The sequence below is a fragment of the Pedobacter sp. ASV1-7 genome (assembly GCF_040203335.1).
Taxonomy (GTDB): Bacteria; Bacteroidota; Bacteroidia; order Sphingobacteriales; family Sphingobacteriaceae; genus Pedobacter.
This window is the reverse complement of sequence record NZ_JBEHBV010000001.1, coordinates 1-19,693: the sequence shown is the minus strand read 5'-3', so window position 1 is coordinate 19,693 and position 19,693 is coordinate 1. Positions and strand designations below refer to the sequence as shown.

The 19,693-nt window shown below is 38.3% G+C and carries 13 protein-coding genes; 7 read left to right on the top strand and 6 right to left on the bottom strand.

From position 1 onward, the window contains the following. Window positions 1-3: 3 nt before the first annotated feature. Window positions 4-1,494, bottom strand: a complete 1,491-nt coding sequence (glpK, locus tag ABDJ41_RS00065) for a glycerol kinase GlpK (RefSeq protein ID WP_349783622.1) — start codon at window positions 1,492-1,494, stop codon at window positions 4-6. A gap of 150 nt (window positions 1,495-1,644) precedes the next feature. After that, window positions 1,645-2,259 carry a porin family protein gene (locus tag ABDJ41_RS00060; protein ID WP_349783621.1) on the bottom strand — a complete coding sequence of 205 codons (615 nt, stop codon included), beginning with the start codon at window positions 2,257-2,259 and terminating at the stop codon, window positions 1,645-1,647. A 290-nt stretch (window positions 2,260-2,549) separates the two neighbouring features. Between ABDJ41_RS00060 and ABDJ41_RS00055 the strand changes: the two genes are divergently transcribed. Genes ABDJ41_RS00055 through ABDJ41_RS00045 form a run of 3 tightly spaced genes read left to right on the top strand, consistent with a single transcriptional unit; the run spans window position 2,550 to window position 5,703 of the window. After that, window positions 2,550-4,256, top strand: a complete 1,707-nt coding sequence (locus tag ABDJ41_RS00055) for a glycoside hydrolase family 3 protein (RefSeq protein ID WP_349783620.1) — start codon at window positions 2,550-2,552, stop codon at window positions 4,254-4,256. Between the two features lie 9 nt (window positions 4,257-4,265). Further along, entirely contained in the window at window positions 4,266-4,922 is a 657-nt protein-coding gene (locus tag ABDJ41_RS00050) for a TatD family hydrolase (protein WP_349783619.1), read from the top strand. A gap of 1 nt (window position 4,923) precedes the next feature. Then, on the top strand, window positions 4,924-5,703 hold the full coding sequence (locus ABDJ41_RS00045) for a tRNA threonylcarbamoyladenosine dehydratase (protein ID WP_349783618.1): 780 nt from the start codon (window positions 4,924-4,926) through the stop codon (window positions 5,701-5,703). A 6-nt stretch (window positions 5,704-5,709) separates the two neighbouring features. On the opposite strand, the gene ABDJ41_RS00040 is transcribed toward ABDJ41_RS00045, so the two are convergent. Then, window positions 5,710-6,219 (bottom strand): thioredoxin family protein, encoded by a 510-nt coding sequence (locus ABDJ41_RS00040; RefSeq protein ID WP_349783616.1) that lies wholly within the window; start codon window positions 6,217-6,219, stop codon window positions 5,710-5,712. An 83-nt stretch (window positions 6,220-6,302) separates the two neighbouring features. Between ABDJ41_RS00040 and ABDJ41_RS00035 the strand changes: the two genes are divergently transcribed. The 3 genes from ABDJ41_RS00035 to ABDJ41_RS00025 all read left to right on the top strand — a co-directional run bounded on the left by ABDJ41_RS00035 (window position 6,303) and on the right by ABDJ41_RS00025 (window position 13,546). Beyond that, entirely contained in the window at window positions 6,303-9,530 is a 3,228-nt protein-coding gene (locus ABDJ41_RS00035) for a UvrD-helicase domain-containing protein (RefSeq protein ID WP_349783615.1), read from the top strand. Window position 9,531: 1 nt separating this feature from the next. Next, entirely contained in the window at window positions 9,532-12,450 is a 2,919-nt protein-coding gene (locus tag ABDJ41_RS00030; protein WP_349783614.1) for a PD-(D/E)XK nuclease family protein, read from the top strand. 109 nt (window positions 12,451-12,559) lie between these two features. Continuing rightward, entirely contained in the window at window positions 12,560-13,546 is a 987-nt protein-coding gene (locus tag ABDJ41_RS00025; RefSeq protein ID WP_349783612.1) for a pyruvate dehydrogenase complex E1 component subunit beta, read from the top strand. A gap of 83 nt (window positions 13,547-13,629) precedes the next feature. On the opposite strand, the gene ABDJ41_RS00020 is transcribed toward ABDJ41_RS00025, so the two are convergent. Further along, on the bottom strand, window positions 13,630-15,696 hold the full coding sequence (locus tag ABDJ41_RS00020; protein WP_349783611.1) for an Ig-like domain-containing protein: 2,067 nt from the start codon (window positions 15,694-15,696) through the stop codon (window positions 13,630-13,632). Window positions 15,697-15,861: 165 nt separating this feature from the next. Between ABDJ41_RS00020 and ABDJ41_RS00015 the strand changes: the two genes are divergently transcribed. Continuing rightward, window positions 15,862-18,183, top strand: coding sequence for a Tex family protein (locus ABDJ41_RS00015; protein ID WP_349783610.1), 2,322 nt, complete (start codon window positions 15,862-15,864; stop codon window positions 18,181-18,183). Between the two features lie 154 nt (window positions 18,184-18,337). On the opposite strand, the gene ABDJ41_RS00010 is transcribed toward ABDJ41_RS00015, so the two are convergent. Further along, complete coding sequence (locus ABDJ41_RS00010) at window positions 18,338-19,279, bottom strand: IS3 family transposase (RefSeq protein ID WP_349784718.1); 942 nt, start codon at window positions 19,277-19,279, stop codon at window positions 18,338-18,340. Further along, window positions 19,276-19,635 carry a transposase gene (locus ABDJ41_RS00005; RefSeq protein WP_349783609.1) on the bottom strand — a complete coding sequence of 120 codons (360 nt, stop codon included), beginning with the start codon at window positions 19,633-19,635 and terminating at the stop codon, window positions 19,276-19,278. Before ABDJ41_RS00005 ends, ABDJ41_RS00010 begins: the two co-directional genes overlap by 4 nt. Window positions 19,636-19,693 lie beyond the last annotated feature (58 nt).

Here is a 19,693-nt window from a genome sequence, read left to right as displayed (position 1 = left end):
ATACTAGTTCTCTGCTGCAGCCTTTGCAGCTTTAACAGCTTTATTCCATCCTTTGATTCGCTCAGGGATATTTTCAGCTTCTCCAGCATTAAAATTCTTATCAATTTTCCATTGTCCGCTAATGTCATCCATGCTGCTCCAATAACCCACAGCCAGGCCTGCAAGATACGCGGCACCTAATGCTGTTACTTCGGTAACTTTAGGACGAATTACTGTCGTGTCCAACAGATCGGCCTGAAATTGCATCAACATGTCATTAGCTGTTGCTCCGCCATCAACTCTTAATTCCTTAATGCTATACCCGGAATCTGCTTCCATAGCTTTTAGTACTTCCATAGTCTGGAAGGCAATACTTTCTACAGCAGCTCTGGCAATATGTGATGAGGTTGTGCCGCGAGTAATGCCGGTAATGGTTCCTCGAGCATCCTGGTTCCAATGAGGAGCCCCCAGACCAGCAAATGCAGGTACCAGATACACGCCTCCGGTATCTTTAACTTTAAGTGCCAGCTGCTCAACTTCTGCTGAGTTTTTAATGATGCCCAAGCCATCTCTTAACCATTGTACAACAGCGCCACCGATAAATATACTGCCCTCAAGCGCATATTGTACTTTGCCATTGATTTTCCATCCAATTGTTGTAACCAGATTGTTTTTTGATACAATTGGTTTATCGCCAATATTCATCAGCATAAAACAGCCTGTACCATAAGTGTTTTTTACCATGCCGACCTGAGTACACATTTGTCCAAACAAAGCAGCCTGCTGGTCACCAGCAATTCCTGCAATAGGGATTTTTGCAGCAAGTACATTGCCTGTGGTTTCTCCATATATCTCACTCGAAGATTTAACTTCAGGAAGGATGTTTGCAGGAATATCAAAAAGATCAAGCAGCTCCTGATCCCAGCTTAAAGTATGAATGTTATATATCATTGTTCTGGAAGCATTACTTACGTCAGTAATGTGCACTCTGCCGTCTGTTAGATTCCAGATTAGCCAGGAATCAATAGTTCCAAAAGCCAATTCACCAGCAGCAGCCTTTTCACGGGCACCGGCAACATTGTCGAGAATCCATTTTATTTTAGTCGCCGAGAAATAAGCATCTAATATAAGCCCTGTTTTTTCCTGTATTTTTGTAGCAAGTCCTTTTGCTTTAAGTTCATCACAATAAGCTGAGGTTCGTCTGTCTTGCCATACAATCGCATTGCATAAAGGCTCTCCGGTCTTTTTATCCCATAAAACCGTAGTCTCACGTTGGTTTGTTATTCCGATCGCAGCAATGTCGGTAGGGGTTATGCCAGCTTTTACAATTGCTTCAGTGGCAACAGATATTTGAGTGGTCCATATTTCATTGGCATTGTGTTCCACCCATCCTGGTTGAGGATAAATCTGCTCAAACTCCTTTTGTGCAATAGATACAATTCCACCTTCCTTATTAAATACAATCGCTCTTGAACTGGTTGTTCCCTGATCAAAGGATAAAATAAATTTGCTCATAGTTTATAATTGGCAATGATGTGTAATAAAACGTAAGTATAAACAATCATTATCGAAAGTAAAAGATGCAATGTGAAATTAATTCTTAATTTGTACAAAAAAAACGGGTTGCGCCTTAAGCACAACCCGTTCTGATTCTGAGCTGAATCTTTAGAATTTTATTCCCACACCAACTGAGAAAACCTGATTTTTAAACTCCGGGGTTTCTCTTGATCCATCTTCATTATTTTTCTGGAAATCTAAAGCATAACGACCATGTATATCAAATTGCTCATTAAGATCGTATCTGAAGCCAATCAGACCACCAACTAAACTCTTTTTAAATCTGTCCGATTTGTCTTCAATGATTTCCTGTTCTGCAGATCCAAAGCCATTTTCGTATTTATTTTTTGTCGATAACAAGAATGACACCTGTGGTCCTACAACAAGATTTAAACCACTTCCGCCAAGGTTAATACTTGCCAGGATCGGAATATCAATGAAGCTTGTGGTTTGTGTAAAATCTCCGAACATTGTTTCAGCTTTATAGCCTTTAGTAGAGTAAAGTAACTCTGGTGTAAATGAAAGCCCTTTAATCAAATTAATATCTAAAGTTACACCAGCATTAAATCCTGTATTTACTTTTGTTTTAAAATCATTGTTTCCATCATCCTTTATGATGTTTGGTAAATTTACACCCGCTTTTACTCCCAATCTAATTGGACTCTGTGCATATGTAGCACTAGCGGCAAATAGGCCTAAGGCCAGAATAATTACTTTTTTCATATTTGTATGTTTTTGTTGTCAGTACAAATGAAAGAAATGTGCCAATTTGATCCGTAAATGAAAAAAATACGTTAAAAACGGTTTTAATTATACTTATATTACTGATGATTAAAAACTTCTGATGCTTTGTTTTTATCAGCAAATTAATGTTGCCTCTGACCAATTGTATCAAATTTGATACAATTGGTCAGAGGCAACATACCGTCCTTGTGAGTTGGCATAAGTAGTACTTTAAATCTAGTCGCTAGATTTTTGTTTAACTTTGAAACATTATATAATTAGCAATACGAATGAACATCAGGCATTTTTTTATAATCGGATTATTCTCAATATCAGGCACTTTTGCTGCCTTTGGACAAAAGAAAACGTATCTCCAAACGCTTGAAGAACCCAATAAATGGGTTGACTCTGTATTTAAACGCTTAAGTAAGCGACAAAAAATTGCTCAAATGTTTTTTGTAAGGGCTAATACCAATTTTAGTAAAGCTTATCAGGATTCTGTAGGAAAAGTAATCAGAAGACAACGGGTGGGCGGTCTGGTATTCTTTCAAGGGGGACCAGGACGACAAGCTATTCTAACAAATAAGTATCAATCATTGGCCAGGGTACCATTATTGGTTACCTCCGATGGTGAATGGGGTTTGGGAATGCGTTTAGACAGTACGATTTCTTATCCATATCAAATGGCACTGGGAGCGGTGCAGAATAAAGACCTGATTTATAAAATGGGACTGGAAGTGGCAAAGGATTATAAACGTATCGGGATGCATATGAACCTTGCACCTGATGTTGACGTAAATAATAATCCAAAAAATCCGGTAATTAACTTCCGTTCTTTTGGTGAAAATAAATATAATGTGGCAACTAAAGCCGCAGCATACATGAATGGAATGCAAGATGGTGGTTTACTGGTTAGCATTAAACACTTTCCTGGCCATGGTGATACTGATGTTGATTCGCATTACGATCTTCCTCAGTTAAAGTTTACAAAAGAGCGTTTAGATAGTCTGGAACTTTATCCTTTCAAAGAATTGATTAAAGGTGGTGCTGCAGGAGTGATGATTGCACATATGAATATTCCATCTTTGGATGATACCCCGAATATGCCTTCTACATTATCAAAACCAATAGTCACCGGCCTGTTAAAAGAAGAGCTTGGCTTTAAAGGAATTGTAATCTCCGATGCGATGGAAATGAAAGGAGTGGTTAAGAACTTTAAAGATGGTGAAGCGGATGTGATGGGAATCATTGCAGGTAATGATATTTTAGAGCTTTCTGAAAATAGTGCCAGAGCAATTAAATTGGTTCGTAAAGCGGTCAGAGAGGATAGGATAAGCATGGATCAGATCGATCAGAGTGTAAAAAAGATCCTTACTGCTAAATATTGGGCGGGTTTAAATGTTAAAAAGTCTATTGATGAAAATAATGTTGTTGCCGAAGTTAACCGACCTGAAAGTGTGGTATTATTACAGCAACTTTCCGAAGGTGCCATGACTTTGTTAACTGGAAAGGAAAATATTAAGCAGCTAAATCCAGAAAAACGTACAATAATTATCAGTATTGGCACCCCGCAAGTGACCTTGTTTCAACGTGAATTAGGGGATTTCTATAAAAATGCGGTGTTTTATACTTTAGACAAAAATGCAACTGCAAATAATATTGCAAAGGTATTAAGAGATATTAAAGCTTTTGACCAGATTATTATAGGAATACATGATACACGCACACGTCCTGGAAATGGTATGGTGCTTAGTGCTGATCTTAAAATGTTCATTAAAGATATGTCCTTAAGTAATGCTGTTTTTGCATTATTTGCCAATCCATATAACCTGGCAGCATTGCCTGGTCTGGAGAAAAGTAAAGGCTTAGTCGTTGCTTATCAGAAAGAAGATTTCATGCAGAAAGCGGCAGCATCAGTAATCAAGAACCAGGTAATTGCAACAGGAAAACTACCTGTAACAGTGAACAGTTTTTTTAAATATGGCGACGGACTTTAATTCCAGAGTTTGCAATTTTTAGATATTCATACACATCAGCAAGGGCAGCAATCTGAGGTTAAGAGTATATTAAGTCTTTCTCTTACTCAGGATAAACCTGATGTGCTGCCTCAAAATCAAGAGATTTCTGTTGGTTTGCATCCCTGGTTCGCTACAATGCAGTCTTTGGACGAAGATTTTTCCCGTCTGACTGAAATTGCGCTAAGCCAGCAAGTAAAATTGATTGGTGAATGTGGATTAGATAGGCTTAAAGGAGAAAGACTGGAAAATCAATTGATCATTTTGAAAAGGCAACTGCTTTTTGCTGCTGAAATTAATAAGCCGGTAATATTACATTGTGTGAAGTGCTTTGATGAGTTAATGGCTGTCAAAAAAGAAATGAAACTTGATATTCCTTTTATACTTCATGGTTTTAATAAACATAAAACACTTGGTAGACAGTTGCTTAACAAAGGGTTTTTCCTGTCATTCGGTAAGGCAATATTAAAAGCTGATTCTGGAGCATCGGCCATATTAAAGGAGATAGATGTTTTCTTTCTGGAGACTGATGATGCAGATTGTAGCATCATAGAAATCTATGAGGCGGCAGCAAATTTAAAAAACTGTTCTGTTAATGAATTAAAAGCCCTTATTTTCGCCAACTGGAAAAAAATAATGCTTATTTAATATGTCTGATTTAAACTGGTTATCTCGTTCAGCTTTACTAGTTGGGGATGAGGGTATCAATACACTACAACAAAAACATGTGTTGGTAGTGGGGCTTGGTGGAGTAGGATCATTTGCTGCTGAATTTATTTGTCGTTCAGGTGTTGGTGAAATGACTATCGTTGATGGTGATGTGGTAGATCCAAGTAACAGGAACCGACAATTGCCTGCTTTATTTACTAATCATGGGGTCAGTAAAGCTGAGATCATGCAAGAGCGGTTGCTAGCAATAAATCCGGAACTTAAACTACATGTTATTAATGATTTTTTAACTCCTGATAAATGTAGGACATTAATGGAAAATCATTTTGATTATGTGATGGACTGTATAGACAGTCTTACACCTAAAGTTATACTATTATCTAAAGCATTAGAGAAAAATGTACCAATTGTCAGCTCCATGGGGGCTGGAGGGAAGTTAGACCCTACTCAGGTACGTGTTACATGGCTGCCCGATACTTATCAATGTGTTTTTGCGCAATATGTGCGTAAAAGATTAAAGCGATTTGAAAATTACAGTCAGATTAAAGCAGTATTTTCAACGGAAGAAATCATGAAAGATTCATTGTTAATGACCGATGGTAGTAACTTTAAGCGTTCTGCATATGGCACTGCTTCTTATTTGCCCGCGGCTTTCGGTGGGGTTTGTGCTTCGGTGGTCATTCGGGATATGTTAGGACAAACCATTACAATGACGGAGCGCCCTCCAAGAATTGCAGCTAAAAAGAAGAAGAAAGCTTAATAAACTCTACTTATTGTTCTCAGGCTTAACTGCAGCTGCAGTCCAGCCTTTTAAGAAGTTCATTACTTTTTTAACACTATGACCTTTTCCTTCTTCAAGGTAAGCAGAATTCTGTATATGTAATACTTTTCCGTTACCATCCAGAATTACAAAGACAGGATAGCCAAAGCGGCCTGGGTAACCCAAACTTGCCATTACATCAGTATTTTTGTTTTCAGGGCTATAATTTACCAGAACAGTTTCATAGTTGTTATTCAGGTAGTCTTTCAGTTCAGGTGTAGCATCAGCCAGTTTATGGAATGCAATACACCAAACACACCAATTACCGCCAACCTGTATAAATACATGTTTTCCTGCTTTATTAGCTTTGGCTACGGCGGCATCAATATCCGCTCTGGCATTAGCTTTTGGATTGTATATCGATATTCTTTCTGATGGAGTTTTAACAGTTTTATTTTCTTGTGCAAAAGCAGCACTCGAAAATGCTAAGCAAATTATGAACAGGAATGTCTTCATCTCTTTGAAATAAGATACAATTTTAAGTATTTGTCAGTCAATTATGGTAATGAGATTATAATAAAATATTATAGCTTTACCTAATGCCTCAACAGCCATTAAAAATATTACAAGCCTCCGCCGGATCAGGTAAAACATTCAGTTTAACAGCACATTATCTAACCTTATTGTTATCTGCTGAAACCAAATACCGGGAAATCCTTGCTGTAACTTTTACAAATAAAGCTACGGAGGAAATGAAATCCAGGATCATGGAAGTGCTGAAAGGCTTTGCTGAAGGCGATCCGTCCAAGAAAATTAATGATTACCGGGAAATTGTTTTAAGGGCCCATCCGGATTTGAATGCAGATCTTTTAAAATACAGGTCTGATAAAATATATCGTAAAATATTGCATGATTATAGCCGCTTCTCGGTCAGCACCATTGATGGCTTTGTGCAAAAAGTAATCAGAGGCTTTGCCTTCGAGCTTGGCCTTGATGCAGGATATGGCCTCGAAATGAATTATGATAAGGTAAAGAATGAGCTGGCAGAAAGATTAGATAAGGCCCTGGATAAGAATCCTGTACTTTTACAGTGGATTATTGATCTGGCGCTTGACCGTATTAACAACGATAAAAGCTGGAATTATCGTAGGGAGCTTATTGATCTGACCAATGAAATATTTAAAGAGCGTTATCAACCATTTGAAAATGCAATTAAACTATTAGGAGAGTCGGTCGATCTCGATATGCTGTTTAAGGATTATAATAAAGTTACCCGGTTGGGAATTGAAACTTTTGAAAATACGCTTAAAGAACTTGCAGATCAGGCACAGCAAATATTTGAAGTAGAAGGGATAGATATTTCAAGTCTGAAAGGGAAATCTAAATCACCATTAAACAATCTTTCAAAAATAGCAGGAGGTGATCTGACTAAAATCTCTGGCCTGACAAAACTTATAGACCAACCTGAAGAATGGTTTCAGAAAGGCCAGGAAAGTGGAGCATATTCCGAATTAAATCCTCTATTGTCAAAACTTGTGCATACCTATCAGAAGGGTTTAGCTGGCTATATCCTGGCTCATGCATTCAATAAAAACCTATACTATCTGCGCTTAATGCAGGAAATGGCTGTACTATTAAAAGATTATAGAGATGAAAGTCCGAACTTGTTAATCAGTGATGCTCAGACTTTATTAAAAGGAATCACAGATGATGCCGATGATAATCCTTCATTTATTTGGGAAAAGATGGGTAACAGGTACCGGAACTTTCTTTTTGATGAATTTCAGGATACATCATCTAACCAATGGGGAAGTTTTAGATCACTATTAAGTAACTCTATTGCATCACCTAGTGGAAAACATATTGATCATTTAATCGTAGGAGACACAAAACAGTCTATTTATCGTTGGCGTAATGGTGATTGGAATATTCTGCACCAACAGGCAAAGCTGGATGTAAAGGCCGAAAATGTGCTGGACGACAGTCTGGAAGAAAATTACCGGAGTACACAAAATATCATTCACTTCAATAATGATTTGTTTAAACAGTTGCCACAACTCATGCAAACTAATTTGAACGGAGCAATTGAAGAGCAGGAGGTAGCTGATGTAATAAAATGGTGGCAGTCTAAAGGGTTTGACCGGATTGTTACTGATGTTTATGGAGAGGTAAAGCAAAAGACAACACCTTATACTTTAGACGGTGGGACAATTAACTTTAATGTGCTTAAGACAGATGAAGAAGGTAATCCTTTAAGTAAAGTCACATTCAGAGATTTGTCGCTGGCCAAAATGATTGAAGAACTGGACATGCTTATCAAGGTTAAGAATTATAAACCGAAGGACATTTGTGTACTTGTACGTTCAAATTCTGAAGCGGTGGCTGCGGTTGAAACATTGATGAACCATGGGATTGACGTGATTTCCGGGGAGGCCTTGCTTTTAAATAACAACAACGCAGTAAAATTAATCATCAATACTTTGCAAGTAATGGGCGGCCTATCAGAGAATACAGCCTTGTTTAAAGCAAATTGTATCAATTTATATGCGCGTTTAATGGGAACAGAGGTTGTTCCTCATCATTACTTCGCACTCAAATTCAAGACTTTGACGGAGCTGTCGGACTTGTTGCCCGCTGATTTATGTGAAAATTGGCAGGGATGGATGCAACAGCCATTACCAGCATTACTTGAAAAAATTATAACAGCCTACGGTTTACATCAGCCACAACATGTAGCTAACTTGCCATATTTGTTTGCCTTAAGGGATTTGATGGGCAGTTTTGCTTTACATGGCGAGCGGGGTATTACCGCTTTTCTTACTTTTTGGGAAGAAGAAGGGGCAAGAAAAACTTTGCCATCATCTGAAAATACGGATGCTGTGCAGGTGATCACTATTCATAAATCTAAGGGGTTAGCCTTCAGGGCTGTGATGCTGCCGTTCTGTAATTGGGATATCAATGGCAAGCCGAATGGTATATTCTGGGTTCCTGCAGCAGATACACCTTATCATCACTTGCATAGTATTCCATTAAAATACAATAAAGAATTAGGCCGGTCTAGTGTAGCAAAGCCTTATTTTGAAGAGTTATTGTATAACAATATGGATGCTTTAAACATGCTTTACGTAGCTACGACCCGATCAAAGGAATATCTCTATATCAATACTCAAGGTAAAAAAACTAAAACTATTACCAATATTGGTGATTTGTTGAATCTGGTTTATGAAGATCAATTATCTGAAGATGGACATTATTTAATTGAGGGAGAAGTATCTGAACAATCAGAGAAAAGTTCCGCTATTCAGGAGATTGAAATGAAATCCTATCCGGTATCAGATCGTTTAAGCCAGGTATTTGATGCGAATTTAAAACGCAGAGAAATAGATCTGATCACTGGAGAAAGTGCTGGACGTACCGGTACAATATTACATGAGGTATTGGCGATGGCAAGTAGTGCAGACGATATTGACGATGCTTTACGGACATTACTGCTGGATGGTGTTTTTAGAACAGAAGAGTTTCCTTTTTTAAAAGCACAGGCATTGGCTGTATTACAACATACAGGCTTGCAGGAAATATTAGGAAAAAGTAAACAGAGTTTAAATGAAAGAAGTATTATCGATACTAAAGGGAAAAGTTATCGTCCTGATAAGATATTGGTAAATGGAAATGAGCTGATCATTATAGATTATAAATTTACCCAGCAGGAGAGTGATAAACATATTGAACAGGTGGCACATTATAAGGAATTGTTGATGGCTATGGGCTATACAGATGTAAAAACGTATTTGTTTTATGCAATAAGTGGACAATTGAAATTGGTGTAAGATGGGAGAAATAAATATGAAGCCTTTTTTAAAAGAAGTAGCAGAGGACCTGGTTTTTAAACTAGGGGATGATTTACAAAATGCAGCTATTGTTTTTAACAATAAGCGTCCGGTAGCCTACCTGCAGGATCACCTGGCAAAAATTATCAATAAGCCATTCTGGAGTCCATCTTTCCTGACTATTCAGGAGTTTTTTGCATTGTCGTCTGAACTGAAAGTAGCGGATGCGTTTACTCAGTTTTTTACGCTTTATCAGCAGTATAGTAAACTGATCATTCGAAATGGAGAAAACAAGATTGAACCTGCTAAGTTTTATCCTATAGCTAGAATCATATTGAGTGATTTTGCACAAATAGATAACGATCTGGTAAATGCTGATAAGCTATTCCAGCAAATGGAAGAGTTTGCTGAGGTTGATTATCAGTTTGATTATTTGACTGAAGAACAGCAGGAGTTCTTAAAGAATTTCTGGAGTTCTTATTCAGAGGGAAAGCATAAGAAACAACAGGTGCAGTTTATTAAAATGTGGCAGCGGATGCCAGAGTTGTATGCGGATTATCATCAGGCTCTTAATGTGCAGGGATTAACAACCATGGGCAATATTTACCGCCAGCTTGCAGAGGGAAAGGCAACTCAACCTGATTTTGCTTCATCATTTGGTAAATTGGTATTTGTAGGCTTTAATGCCTTAAGCAGAGCAGAAGCTGTTGTATTTAAACAATGGCAGGATCAGAATAAAACTTTGTTTTACTTTGATACAGACGACTATTACATGGATGATCCCTTGCAGGAAGCAGGCCTTTTTTTAAGAAAAAATCTTGAAAGTACCGGGCTGCTAAATGCTTTAGGATCTGGTAGATCATTTATTAAGGCGAATCCAAAAACGATAAATGTTTATAAAACTCAGGGTCAGGTGGCCCAGGCGAAAATACTGAGCACAGCATTAGAGGATGACTATCCTTTGCTTAATGCAGTAGATAATGCAGGAAAAATAGCCCTTATTCTGGCTGATGAGAGCTTATTGCTCCCGGTATTGCAAACCATCCCTACACATTACAATCATGGGGAGGAAAAACGTCCGGTAAATATAAATGTAACTATGGGGTACCCATTAGTGGCGTCTTCTATTTTTGGATTGGCCGATTTATGGTTAAGCGTACAGGCGCAATTAATCCAGGCTGACAAAGAGACGGTGTATCACCGTGAAGTAGAGGCTTTTTTATCGCATCCTTTAACTGGAGTCTCTGAGCAAATGCGAAGTAAGATACAGCAAAAACTATTAGCAGAGCAGCTGGCGGAAGTGCCTCTGTCGAGGTTACAGGCACAAAAGGGATTATTGGCTACATTTTTTACCCGCATTAAAAGCAGTACTGAAGCAACTAATACTTTACAAGCTATTTTTAAGCATATATTAGAACAGCAGCTTGCTCATAAAACATTGCGACAAACTGAAGCCGATTTATTTGTGGCTACTATAAAGGAATTAAACCGTTTGCATGATGCATTGGAAACATATCTGCCTGCTTTAACCAGTTCAAAAGAATTGTCCTTTATTTTATCGCTCATTCAAAGAGCAGTCCAGGGAATTGCAGTGCCATTGACAGGTGAACCATTACAAGGTATTCAGGTAATGGGGTTGTTAGAAAGCAGAAGCCTTGATTTTGAGAAAGTATATATTTTAGGTGTAAACGAGGGGCTGTTGCCCCAATCAAACGTGTCACCAAGCTTTATTCCAGATAGCATCAGAAGAGCATACGGACTCCCTGTGTTGGAGAATCAGGATGCAATTTCTGCTTATATGTTTTATAGGTTGTTACAACGATCTCTTGATGTTAGTTTAGTTTATAATGCTCAGGCGGATGATACCAATACTGGAGAGCCAACCCGTTTTTTAAGACAATTGGAATACGAAAGTGGTTATCACTTCAATTATCTGGAGCATAAACAACGTATTACAACTGAGAAAAAAGTTCCTGTAATTATTCCTAAAGATGAAAAGGTAATGGAGGTACTTAATAAATATCTAAACGGAGAAATCCCATTGTCGGCATCTGCATTAACTACTTATGTGAATTGTCCACTGCAATTCTTTTATCGTTATGTGGCCAGGATTGAAGAGCCTGAAGAGATTTCTGAAAATCTGGAAGCCAACTATATAGGCTCTATGCTGCATTATGTGTTAGAGACTTTTTATGGAGACCTCATGGCTGTGGATACCATGATCACAAAGCAGCGTATTGCTGACTATCGCAAAAAAGTGCCTGAGCTTGCAGTAAAAGCTTTTGCTCAGGTCATGTTCGAAAACTCAGATCTTCAGGTAAACCATAATGGAATGCAGAAAGTGGTATTGGCTATTGTAGAAGAATATGCAAATCTGATTTTGGATTATGATGAAAATGAAGCTCCCTTTGAAGTTTTAGCACTTGAAAAAAGAGATAGGGTTGACTTTAAATTTAAGGTCAGGGGAGAGGAGCAAAGTATAACATTACATGGGATTATAGATCGCATAGATCGTAAAAATGGCATCACGCGTATTGTAGATTATAAAACAGGAAGTGATGTGTTAAGGTATACCAATCTGACAGATGTTTTTGATACCAATGGGAACAAACAGAATAAGGCATTAATACAGACATTATTTTATACCTATGTCTTTGAAAAGGCAAATGCTGTTGAATGGGTAGAACCAAATCTGTATAGTATTCGCAATATGCGTAAGGAAGGCACATATTTTTATTTTACTGAAGGTCGGGAAAAAGTAAAATTGAATGGTGAACAACTGGAAAGTGTAAAAACTGAGTTTATAGGTTTCTTGGAAGCCAGACTTTCGGAGTTATTTAATGAAGATATTCCTTTTGTGCCAACAGAGAATGAAGCTGGTTTCGCATATTCCCCATATTTAACTCTGTGTGGAATGTGAAATGCCAAATTATTTTAGCCGTTTTGCAGGTTCGAAAGTGTAATTAAAACACTACTTTATAATTGCATTACAATACTTATATTTGTGCCAGTTAATATTTGAATATACAATGAGAGAGATTCAATTTAGAGAAGCTTTGCGTGAGGCTCTGAGCGAGGAAATGCGTAAAAATGAAAACGTTTTCCTTATGGGTGAGGAAGTTGCGCAGTACAATGGTGCTTATAAAGTTAGTCAGGGTATGCTTGATGAATTTGGCGAAAAACGTGTAATCGATACACCAATTGCTGAGTTAGGCTTTGCTGGTATTGCTATAGGTTCTGCAATGAACGGATTAGTTCCGGTTGTTGAATTTATGACTTTTAACTTCTCTTTAGTTGCTATAGATCAGATTATTAACGGTGCAGCTAAAATGTTGTCTATGAGCGGTGGTCAGTTCTCTGTACCAATCGTATTCCGTGGTCCAACTGGTAATGCTGGTCAGCTAGGTGCTCAGCACTCTCAAAACTTTGAGAACTGGTATGCAAACTGCCCGGGATTAAAGGTTGTTATACCTGCTACTCCTTATGATGCTAAAGGTTTGCTTAAACAAGCTATCTTAGATCCAGATCCAGTAATTTTCATGGAGTCGGAAGTGATGTACGGTGATAAAGGTGAAGTTCCCGAAGAAGAATATTACCTGGAAATTGGTAAAGCTAATGTGGTTAAAGAAGGTACAGATGTAACTATCGTTACTTTTGGTAAAATGCTTTCCCGTGTAGTAAATCCTGCAGTTGAAGAGTTGACTAAAGAAGGAATTAACGTTGAGGTGATCGACTTACGTACTGTACGTCCTATTGATTACGCAACCATCATCGAGTCTGTTAAGAAAACTAACCGTCTGGTAGTTGTTGAAGAAGCATGGCCATTGGCTTCAATTTCATCTGAAATTGCGTTTAATGTTCAGAAAAATGCTTTTGATTATCTGGATGCTCCGGTATTGCGTATTACATGTGCAGATGTACCGTTGCCATATGCACCAACATTGATCGCAGCTAGCTTACCAAACGCTGAGCGTGTTGTTAAAGCTGTTAAAGAAGTAATGTACGTGAACAAATAAGAATAATTTAAAATACCGAAAAAGCCGTATCGTCAATAAAATGATGATACGGCTTTTTTGCATTATCAATGTGGCAATTTCCGTTAATTAGCCTTTTTCAAAGTATATTTATCGGTATATACATCACCTTTATCATCTGTATAAGGCGATGGAGTTTCTATTACCATATCAATTGTTGTCATTGATCTTATTGCCCAGGTTTCGGTTGCTGTAGCTCCTGTCGGTTTTAAATAGAGTTCCTGTTTAGACAGGTCTAACGTATAGGTACCCCTAATTTCCTCATCAAATCCTCCACCAGGTCTAGGTTTATAGAAATAAGAATATGTTCCCTTACTGTCGAATAAGAAATACTCGCCAGTTCCCTGCGTCAATATCCCTTCTGAATTAAGAGTAAGATACCTCTCCTTAACCAGCCATTTACCTGCTAAGCCAGAAGTAGTAGCAACAAAGATAAGGGGACTACCTTTAACAGCTGCGCCATCGGTTCTTGTAACAGATGCGCTGACTTCTTGAGTACCAGAGGCTCCTAATGTCCAGTTGTTTTTGGCAATGCCATTTGCGTCAGAAACAGAGGTTGAATTGGCTAATGTGCCTCCTCCAGACTTAACACTCCATTTTACTTCAACACCACTTAGCGCTTTTCCTGCATCATCAATAACTTTCACCTCTAGTGCTTTGCCTAACGCTTTCCCAAACTCGCTAATCTGATTATTACCTGCAAAAATTTCCATTTTATCTGGATGCCTACCCCCATCAAAAACAGCATTTATTGTCTTTTTTAATGTGATATCTAGATCTTCATTGCGATAAATCAAGTCAAAACTGATATCTTTTACGGTTAAAATCCTGTCACTGGTCAGTTTGAGCATAAAAACACCATTCTCCTTAGTATAGGTTAATGTGATTGAAGGATCAGATACATTTGCGGCTGAAAAGTATTCGATCTGTCCTTCCTGAACAACAGACTCCGATGTGTTGGCCATTTTACTTGAAAACGAGGTATATGTCCCTATCTTAGGTAAATATTCCAATAAGCCATTCACATGGCTTGCAAACTGCTTATCGATTTTAATTAAAGTACTGTTATCTGCGAATACCTGCTTTACAAAAGTACTTGGATGATTAACTAATTGATTAGAAATGGTGTTAAGGCGAATTTGGATTGGCAGCCCTTGAGTTTTACCATTTTTGTAGACTATTTTCGGACTCTGCTCATTAACGGACATCGTTCTGCCAAACCTGTTTGCACCCTCTGAGGTAATAATTTCTACTGCAATATCTGAAAATTTACCTACTTCAGCAGCTTGTAAACCAGCATATTCCAAGGCAATAATATACGTAGAAATCGAAACTACAGATGCTAGAGCGAAATAATGCTTTAAAGGCACCGGTGCTTTATAAATGCCTATAAGGGAGTATACCGCAACAGGAATCGCTGCCGCTGCTACAATAACGCCATTTTTCATTTTTAAACCAGTATTCACCAAATTATCGCCTGCATTCTTCGCCATAAGTACCATTCGGCCTGCAGCTTTTCCTTGAGTATTTGGTTTAAACAGTTGGATCTCCAACTTATTGGATTTAATGAAATAAGCCAAATCTGCTTGTTCAGATGCCGTAAGTTTGTTTGTCAGTTCAGCCAATTCTGCCATCATATTTTCAAGCAAGGAGATGTTTGCGATGGATGTTGGCGACAATGTTTTTAGATGCTCGACTGAAGCATTAATTTCGGCTTTAAAGTCTGCAATTACACCTTCTGGATTTTCGATGGTTGTATAAGGCAATATGGTAAGCGATAAGTTGTTCTTTAGCTTGTTGGATAATTTAATCGTATAGTTGCCTGATTTTAGTACAGGAATGACTCCAGTATACTGGTTGCTTTCTGTTTTAAATAGAATCATCATCTTTCCTGCAAGATCAACTTGTAAGGTATCTTTTAAATCGTTTGTACCATTAAAAGTTAACATCAGTGCCTCACCCGGTAGCACTTTATCTTTGTTTATTGTAACCTCTGCAATTTCGATAGGGTCTTTTTTCTCTTCGTCGACTTTAGGTTCAGGACCTTTATCCTTACTGCAAGAGAAAGATAAACAAAGGACGGCAATAGCCACAATTCGGGTTAAATGATTAGATAGGTAATTTGATTTCATCAGCGTCTAGGATTGACTTCTTACAAAGTTACCAGCCCCCGGCTTAAGGTAAATACCTACTTATGGGTATTTATGTAATATTGTTAACAATATATTTATTTGAGATATCAATTGTTAGGGTTAATTTTGCCGGCAATTGTACGTTAGGAGATCAAACAAAAAATAATGAGCAATCATTCTAAAATCATTGCTGCTGAACTGGCAGTAACGGAAAAGCAGGTTATCGCTACTATTGAATTATTGGATGAAGGGGCAACAGTTCCTTTTATTTCCCGTTACCGGAAAGAGGTTACAGGAAGTTTAGACGAGGTGCAGGTAGCCACAATCCGGGATAGGTTTCAGCAATTAAGAGAGCTGGATAAACGCAGAGAAGCAATTTTAAAAGCACTGGCCGCATTAGATAAGCTTAGTCCGGAATTAGAGGCGCAGATCAATGCTGCGGAAAATATCGCAACGATTGAGGATATTTATCTTCCTTACAAACCTAAACGCAAAACCAGAGCTTCAGAAGCAAGGAAAAAGGGATTAGAGCCATTGGCTTTATTACTGCTGGAACAAGGTAGGATTTCACCGGAAACTGAAGCTGGCAGATTTTTAAACGACGAGCTTGGAGTTGGTTCTTTAGCCGATGCTTTGGCCGGAGCCAGAGACATTATCGCTGAAATGGTAAATGAGAATGTAGAAGCAAGAACTTCTATGCGAAATTATTATCAGCAGAAAGCGACATTTAAATCGATTGTAGTTAAAGGTAAAGAAGAAGAGGGCGTTAAATATAAAGATTACTTTAACTGGGAAGAGCCACTAAAAAATGCACCATCGCACAGGGTTCTGGCCATCAGGCGTGGAGAAAACGAAGGGATTCTAAAACTGGAGGCTATGCCTGCGGAAGAGGGAGCTATTGATTTATTAGAGCGTCTGTTTGTTAAAGGGAATAATGACTGTGCGCAACAAGTTAAGCTTGCGGTACAGGATAGTTATAAACGTTTGCTTGGTCCGGCCATGGAAACTGAAATCCGTAGTATTTCTAAAGAAAAGGCCGATGAGGAAGCGATCCGTGTATTTGCTGAAAATGCACGTCAGCTTTTACTTGCTGCACCTATGGGACAGAAAAACGTTTTGGCTATAGATCCGGGATTCAGAACAGGCTGTAAAGTTGTGTGTTTGGATAAACAAGGTAAGCTTTTAGAAAACACGACTATTTATCCGCATACAGGGCAGGGTAATGTTAAAAAAGCAGCCGACAAAATCATAGAGCTTTGCGCTAAGTATGAAATTGAAGCTGTTGCTATCGGCAATGGTACTGCCGGGCGTGAAACTGAAGTATTTGTACGGGGCTTGAATATCCCTTCTGTAGTAGTTGTGATGGTGAGTGAGAATGGGGCATCTATTTATTCTGCTTCTGAAGTTGCTCGTGAAGAGTTTCCAACTCAGGATATTACAGTCAGAGGAGCTGTTTCTATTGGTCGCAGGTTAATGGATCCATTGGCTGAGCTGGTAAAAATTGATCCCAAGTCTATTGGTGTGGGGCAATATCAACATGATGTTGATCAGAATAAGTTACAAGCATCGCTGGATGATACGGTAATGAGTTGTGTAAATGCAGTGGGTGTAGAGTTAAATACTGCTTCAAAGCAGGTTCTGGCTTATGTATCTGGATTAGGTCCTCAGCTGGCTCAGAATATTGTAAATTATAGAAATGAACACGGAGCGTTTAAGAACCGCGAGAGTTTAAAGAAAGTCCCTCGCTTGGGTGATAAAGCATTTGAGCAAGCTGCAGGGTTTTTAAGAATAAGAGGTGCTGAAGTTGCTTTAGATGCGAGTGGAGTACACCCTGAGCGTTATTCTTTGGTACATAAAATGGCCAGAGACTTAAATTGTAGTATAAATCAGTTGGTTAATGATGCTTCTCTGCAAAAACAAATTAAACCTCAACAGTATGTAAATGAGGATATTGGTTTGCCTACGTTAAATGATATCCTTGCCGAACTCGCTAAACCAGGGAGAGATCCTCGTGAACAGTTCGAAGTATTTAGCTTTACTGATGGGGTAAATGAGATTGCTGATCTGAAGATAGGAATGAAGTTGCCAGGTATTGTAACTAATATTACAAATTTCGGCGCTTTTGTTGATATAGGTGTGCATCAGGATGGTTTGGTACATACAAGCCAGCTATCTGATAAGTTTGTCGCAAATGCGAATGAGGTGGTAAAGGTTCACCAAAAGGTTGAAGTGACCGTTGTGGAAGTTGATGTGGATAGAAAGCGCATTTCTTTATCGATGAAAACGGACGTCAATGCCAGGGTTAAAAAAGAACATAAAGGTAGCTCAGAGAAGTCGAAGAGGGCTGTGGGTGCAAGACATCCAGAGCCGCAACATAGAGGCGTTAAACCTCAGCAAAGTCATAAAGGTGGGCAAAGAGAGAAAGCGCGGCCTGAAGGAGATTTACAATTGAAACTGGAGGCTTTAAAGAATATGTTCAAAAAATAACCGTTCTCTTTGTCGCGGGAATCTTTTTCTGAAGGGAAAGTTCCAATGTTCTTCAGAGAAGGTAATTTTTTCTTTAAACAAATAAAGGCAGGAGTGTCTTATACTGATTTTACTTGTTGATTTAGGCTAACTCGAACTAGCTCCAAACTAGGAGTTACTGATTTTGTTTGTTTACTATAGATTTTATTCCTGAAATCGTTTGATGGTGGGAATTATTTTTCTGGTATTGATTGTTGTTCTGTTTTCTTTTGTTGTTGTTTTGGGCGTGCCTGTATTGGGGTGTTTTTAATTCACAACTAAAATGGGGTCTTTGGTAATTGTATAGGTAAATAGCCTTTTGTATGGCTTGTTGTGCTTGAGTGAAAGACCACTGGGTTTGCCTTAGCCCATATTCAGTTTTTAATATGCCATTGACCCTTTCTGCAATAGCATTATCATATGGACTTCCACTCTGGGTCATACTGATATTGATTTGATGATGGAGTAGAAGTTTGACATAAGCATCGCAACAGTATTGTATTCCTCTGTCAGAATGATGTATTAGAGGTCTTTTAGGATAGATTCTAGCATTATTTGCCATAATAAATGCCTTAATGCAACTATCAGCCTTGAGGTTTGGACTAAGATTATAGCCCACTATTTTACGGGAATAGGCATCGGTAACCAATGAGAGATAAGCAAATCCGTCTTTACAACGGATGTAGGTAATATCACTTACCCAAATCTCTTCAGGCATGATTGCCGGACGCCGATTCACTAAATCAGGCCAAATCTTAAAACGATGATTGGAATTAGTGGTACTTAGATATTGTCGCTTGGGTTTGACGAGCAATCCGTTTTCTCGTAATAAGCGGAAAAAACAATCTCTACCAATGCTTAAATGTTCTTTTTCAAGCTGATCTTGTAGCTTTACACGCAGTTTTATCGCTCCTATTTTAGGTTGATCATTTCTGATCAGTCTTACCTTTTCCAGAATGAAGGCTTCTTTCATTACGGCCTCATCCTGGTGATCTTTAAGGTGATACCAGGCCTGAGGAGTTCTTCCAAACAGTCTGCAGATCTCTTTTAAAGAGAATTTAGAATAAAAAGTTCTTATTTGGCAGGCCGTTTGGTACCAGACTTTTTTCTGATATCCACCCCCATTTCCCGCTCGGCATTACTGATTAAAAGCTCTAAAGCTGTGATTTTTAATTTGGCATAGGCTAATTCATTGGCTAGACTAATGCTGTCCTTAGAGGTGGTGTTTAAGGGAGGCTCAACTCCTAAAGCTAATTGATGATGCTTATACCATCGTAAAAAATGATAGACCGTCTTCTCTTCTAATCCGTGTTTCTGTGCCAGTTGAAGCACACTCAAACTGCCAATGTGATATTCACTGGCTACAGCAATTTTGAAACTTTCATCATAGATGGCAACTCGACCACCTTTTGATCCTTTTCTTGGCTTTTCCATGGTTAATTAAATTTAAGAATTAACCTAAATCTTATCAAGTGCTTTCAGGAACGGACAT

Bases quoted from the DNA above. Each gene is read 5' to 3' on its own strand.
- glpK (WP_349783622.1), bottom strand. From the start codon at position 1,494: ATGAGCAAATTTATTTTATCCTTTGATCAGGGAACAACCAGTTCAAGA.
- ABDJ41_RS00055 (WP_349783620.1), top strand. From the start codon at position 2,550: ATGAACATCAGGCATTTTTTTATAATCGGATTATTCTCAATATCAGGC.
- ABDJ41_RS00045 (WP_349783618.1), top strand. From the start codon at position 4,924: ATGTCTGATTTAAACTGGTTATCTCGTTCAGCTTTACTAGTTGGGGAT.
- ABDJ41_RS00060 (WP_349783621.1), bottom strand. From the start codon at position 2,259: ATGAAAAAAGTAATTATTCTGGCCTTAGGCCTATTTGCCGCTAGTGCT.
- ABDJ41_RS00020 (WP_349783611.1), bottom strand. From the start codon at position 15,696: ATGAAATCAAATTACCTATCTAATCATTTAACCCGAATTGTGGCTATT.
- ABDJ41_RS00035 (WP_349783615.1), top strand. From the start codon at position 6,303: ATGCCTCAACAGCCATTAAAAATATTACAAGCCTCCGCCGGATCAGGT.
- ABDJ41_RS00030 (WP_349783614.1), top strand. From the start codon at position 9,532: ATGGGAGAAATAAATATGAAGCCTTTTTTAAAAGAAGTAGCAGAGGAC.
- ABDJ41_RS00040 (WP_349783616.1), bottom strand. From the start codon at position 6,219: ATGAAGACATTCCTGTTCATAATTTGCTTAGCATTTTCGAGTGCTGCT.
- ABDJ41_RS00015 (WP_349783610.1), top strand. From the start codon at position 15,862: ATGAGCAATCATTCTAAAATCATTGCTGCTGAACTGGCAGTAACGGAA.
- ABDJ41_RS00025 (WP_349783612.1), top strand. From the start codon at position 12,560: ATGAGAGAGATTCAATTTAGAGAAGCTTTGCGTGAGGCTCTGAGCGAG.
- ABDJ41_RS00005 (WP_349783609.1), bottom strand. From the start codon at position 19,635: ATGGAAAAGCCAAGAAAAGGATCAAAAGGTGGTCGAGTTGCCATCTAT.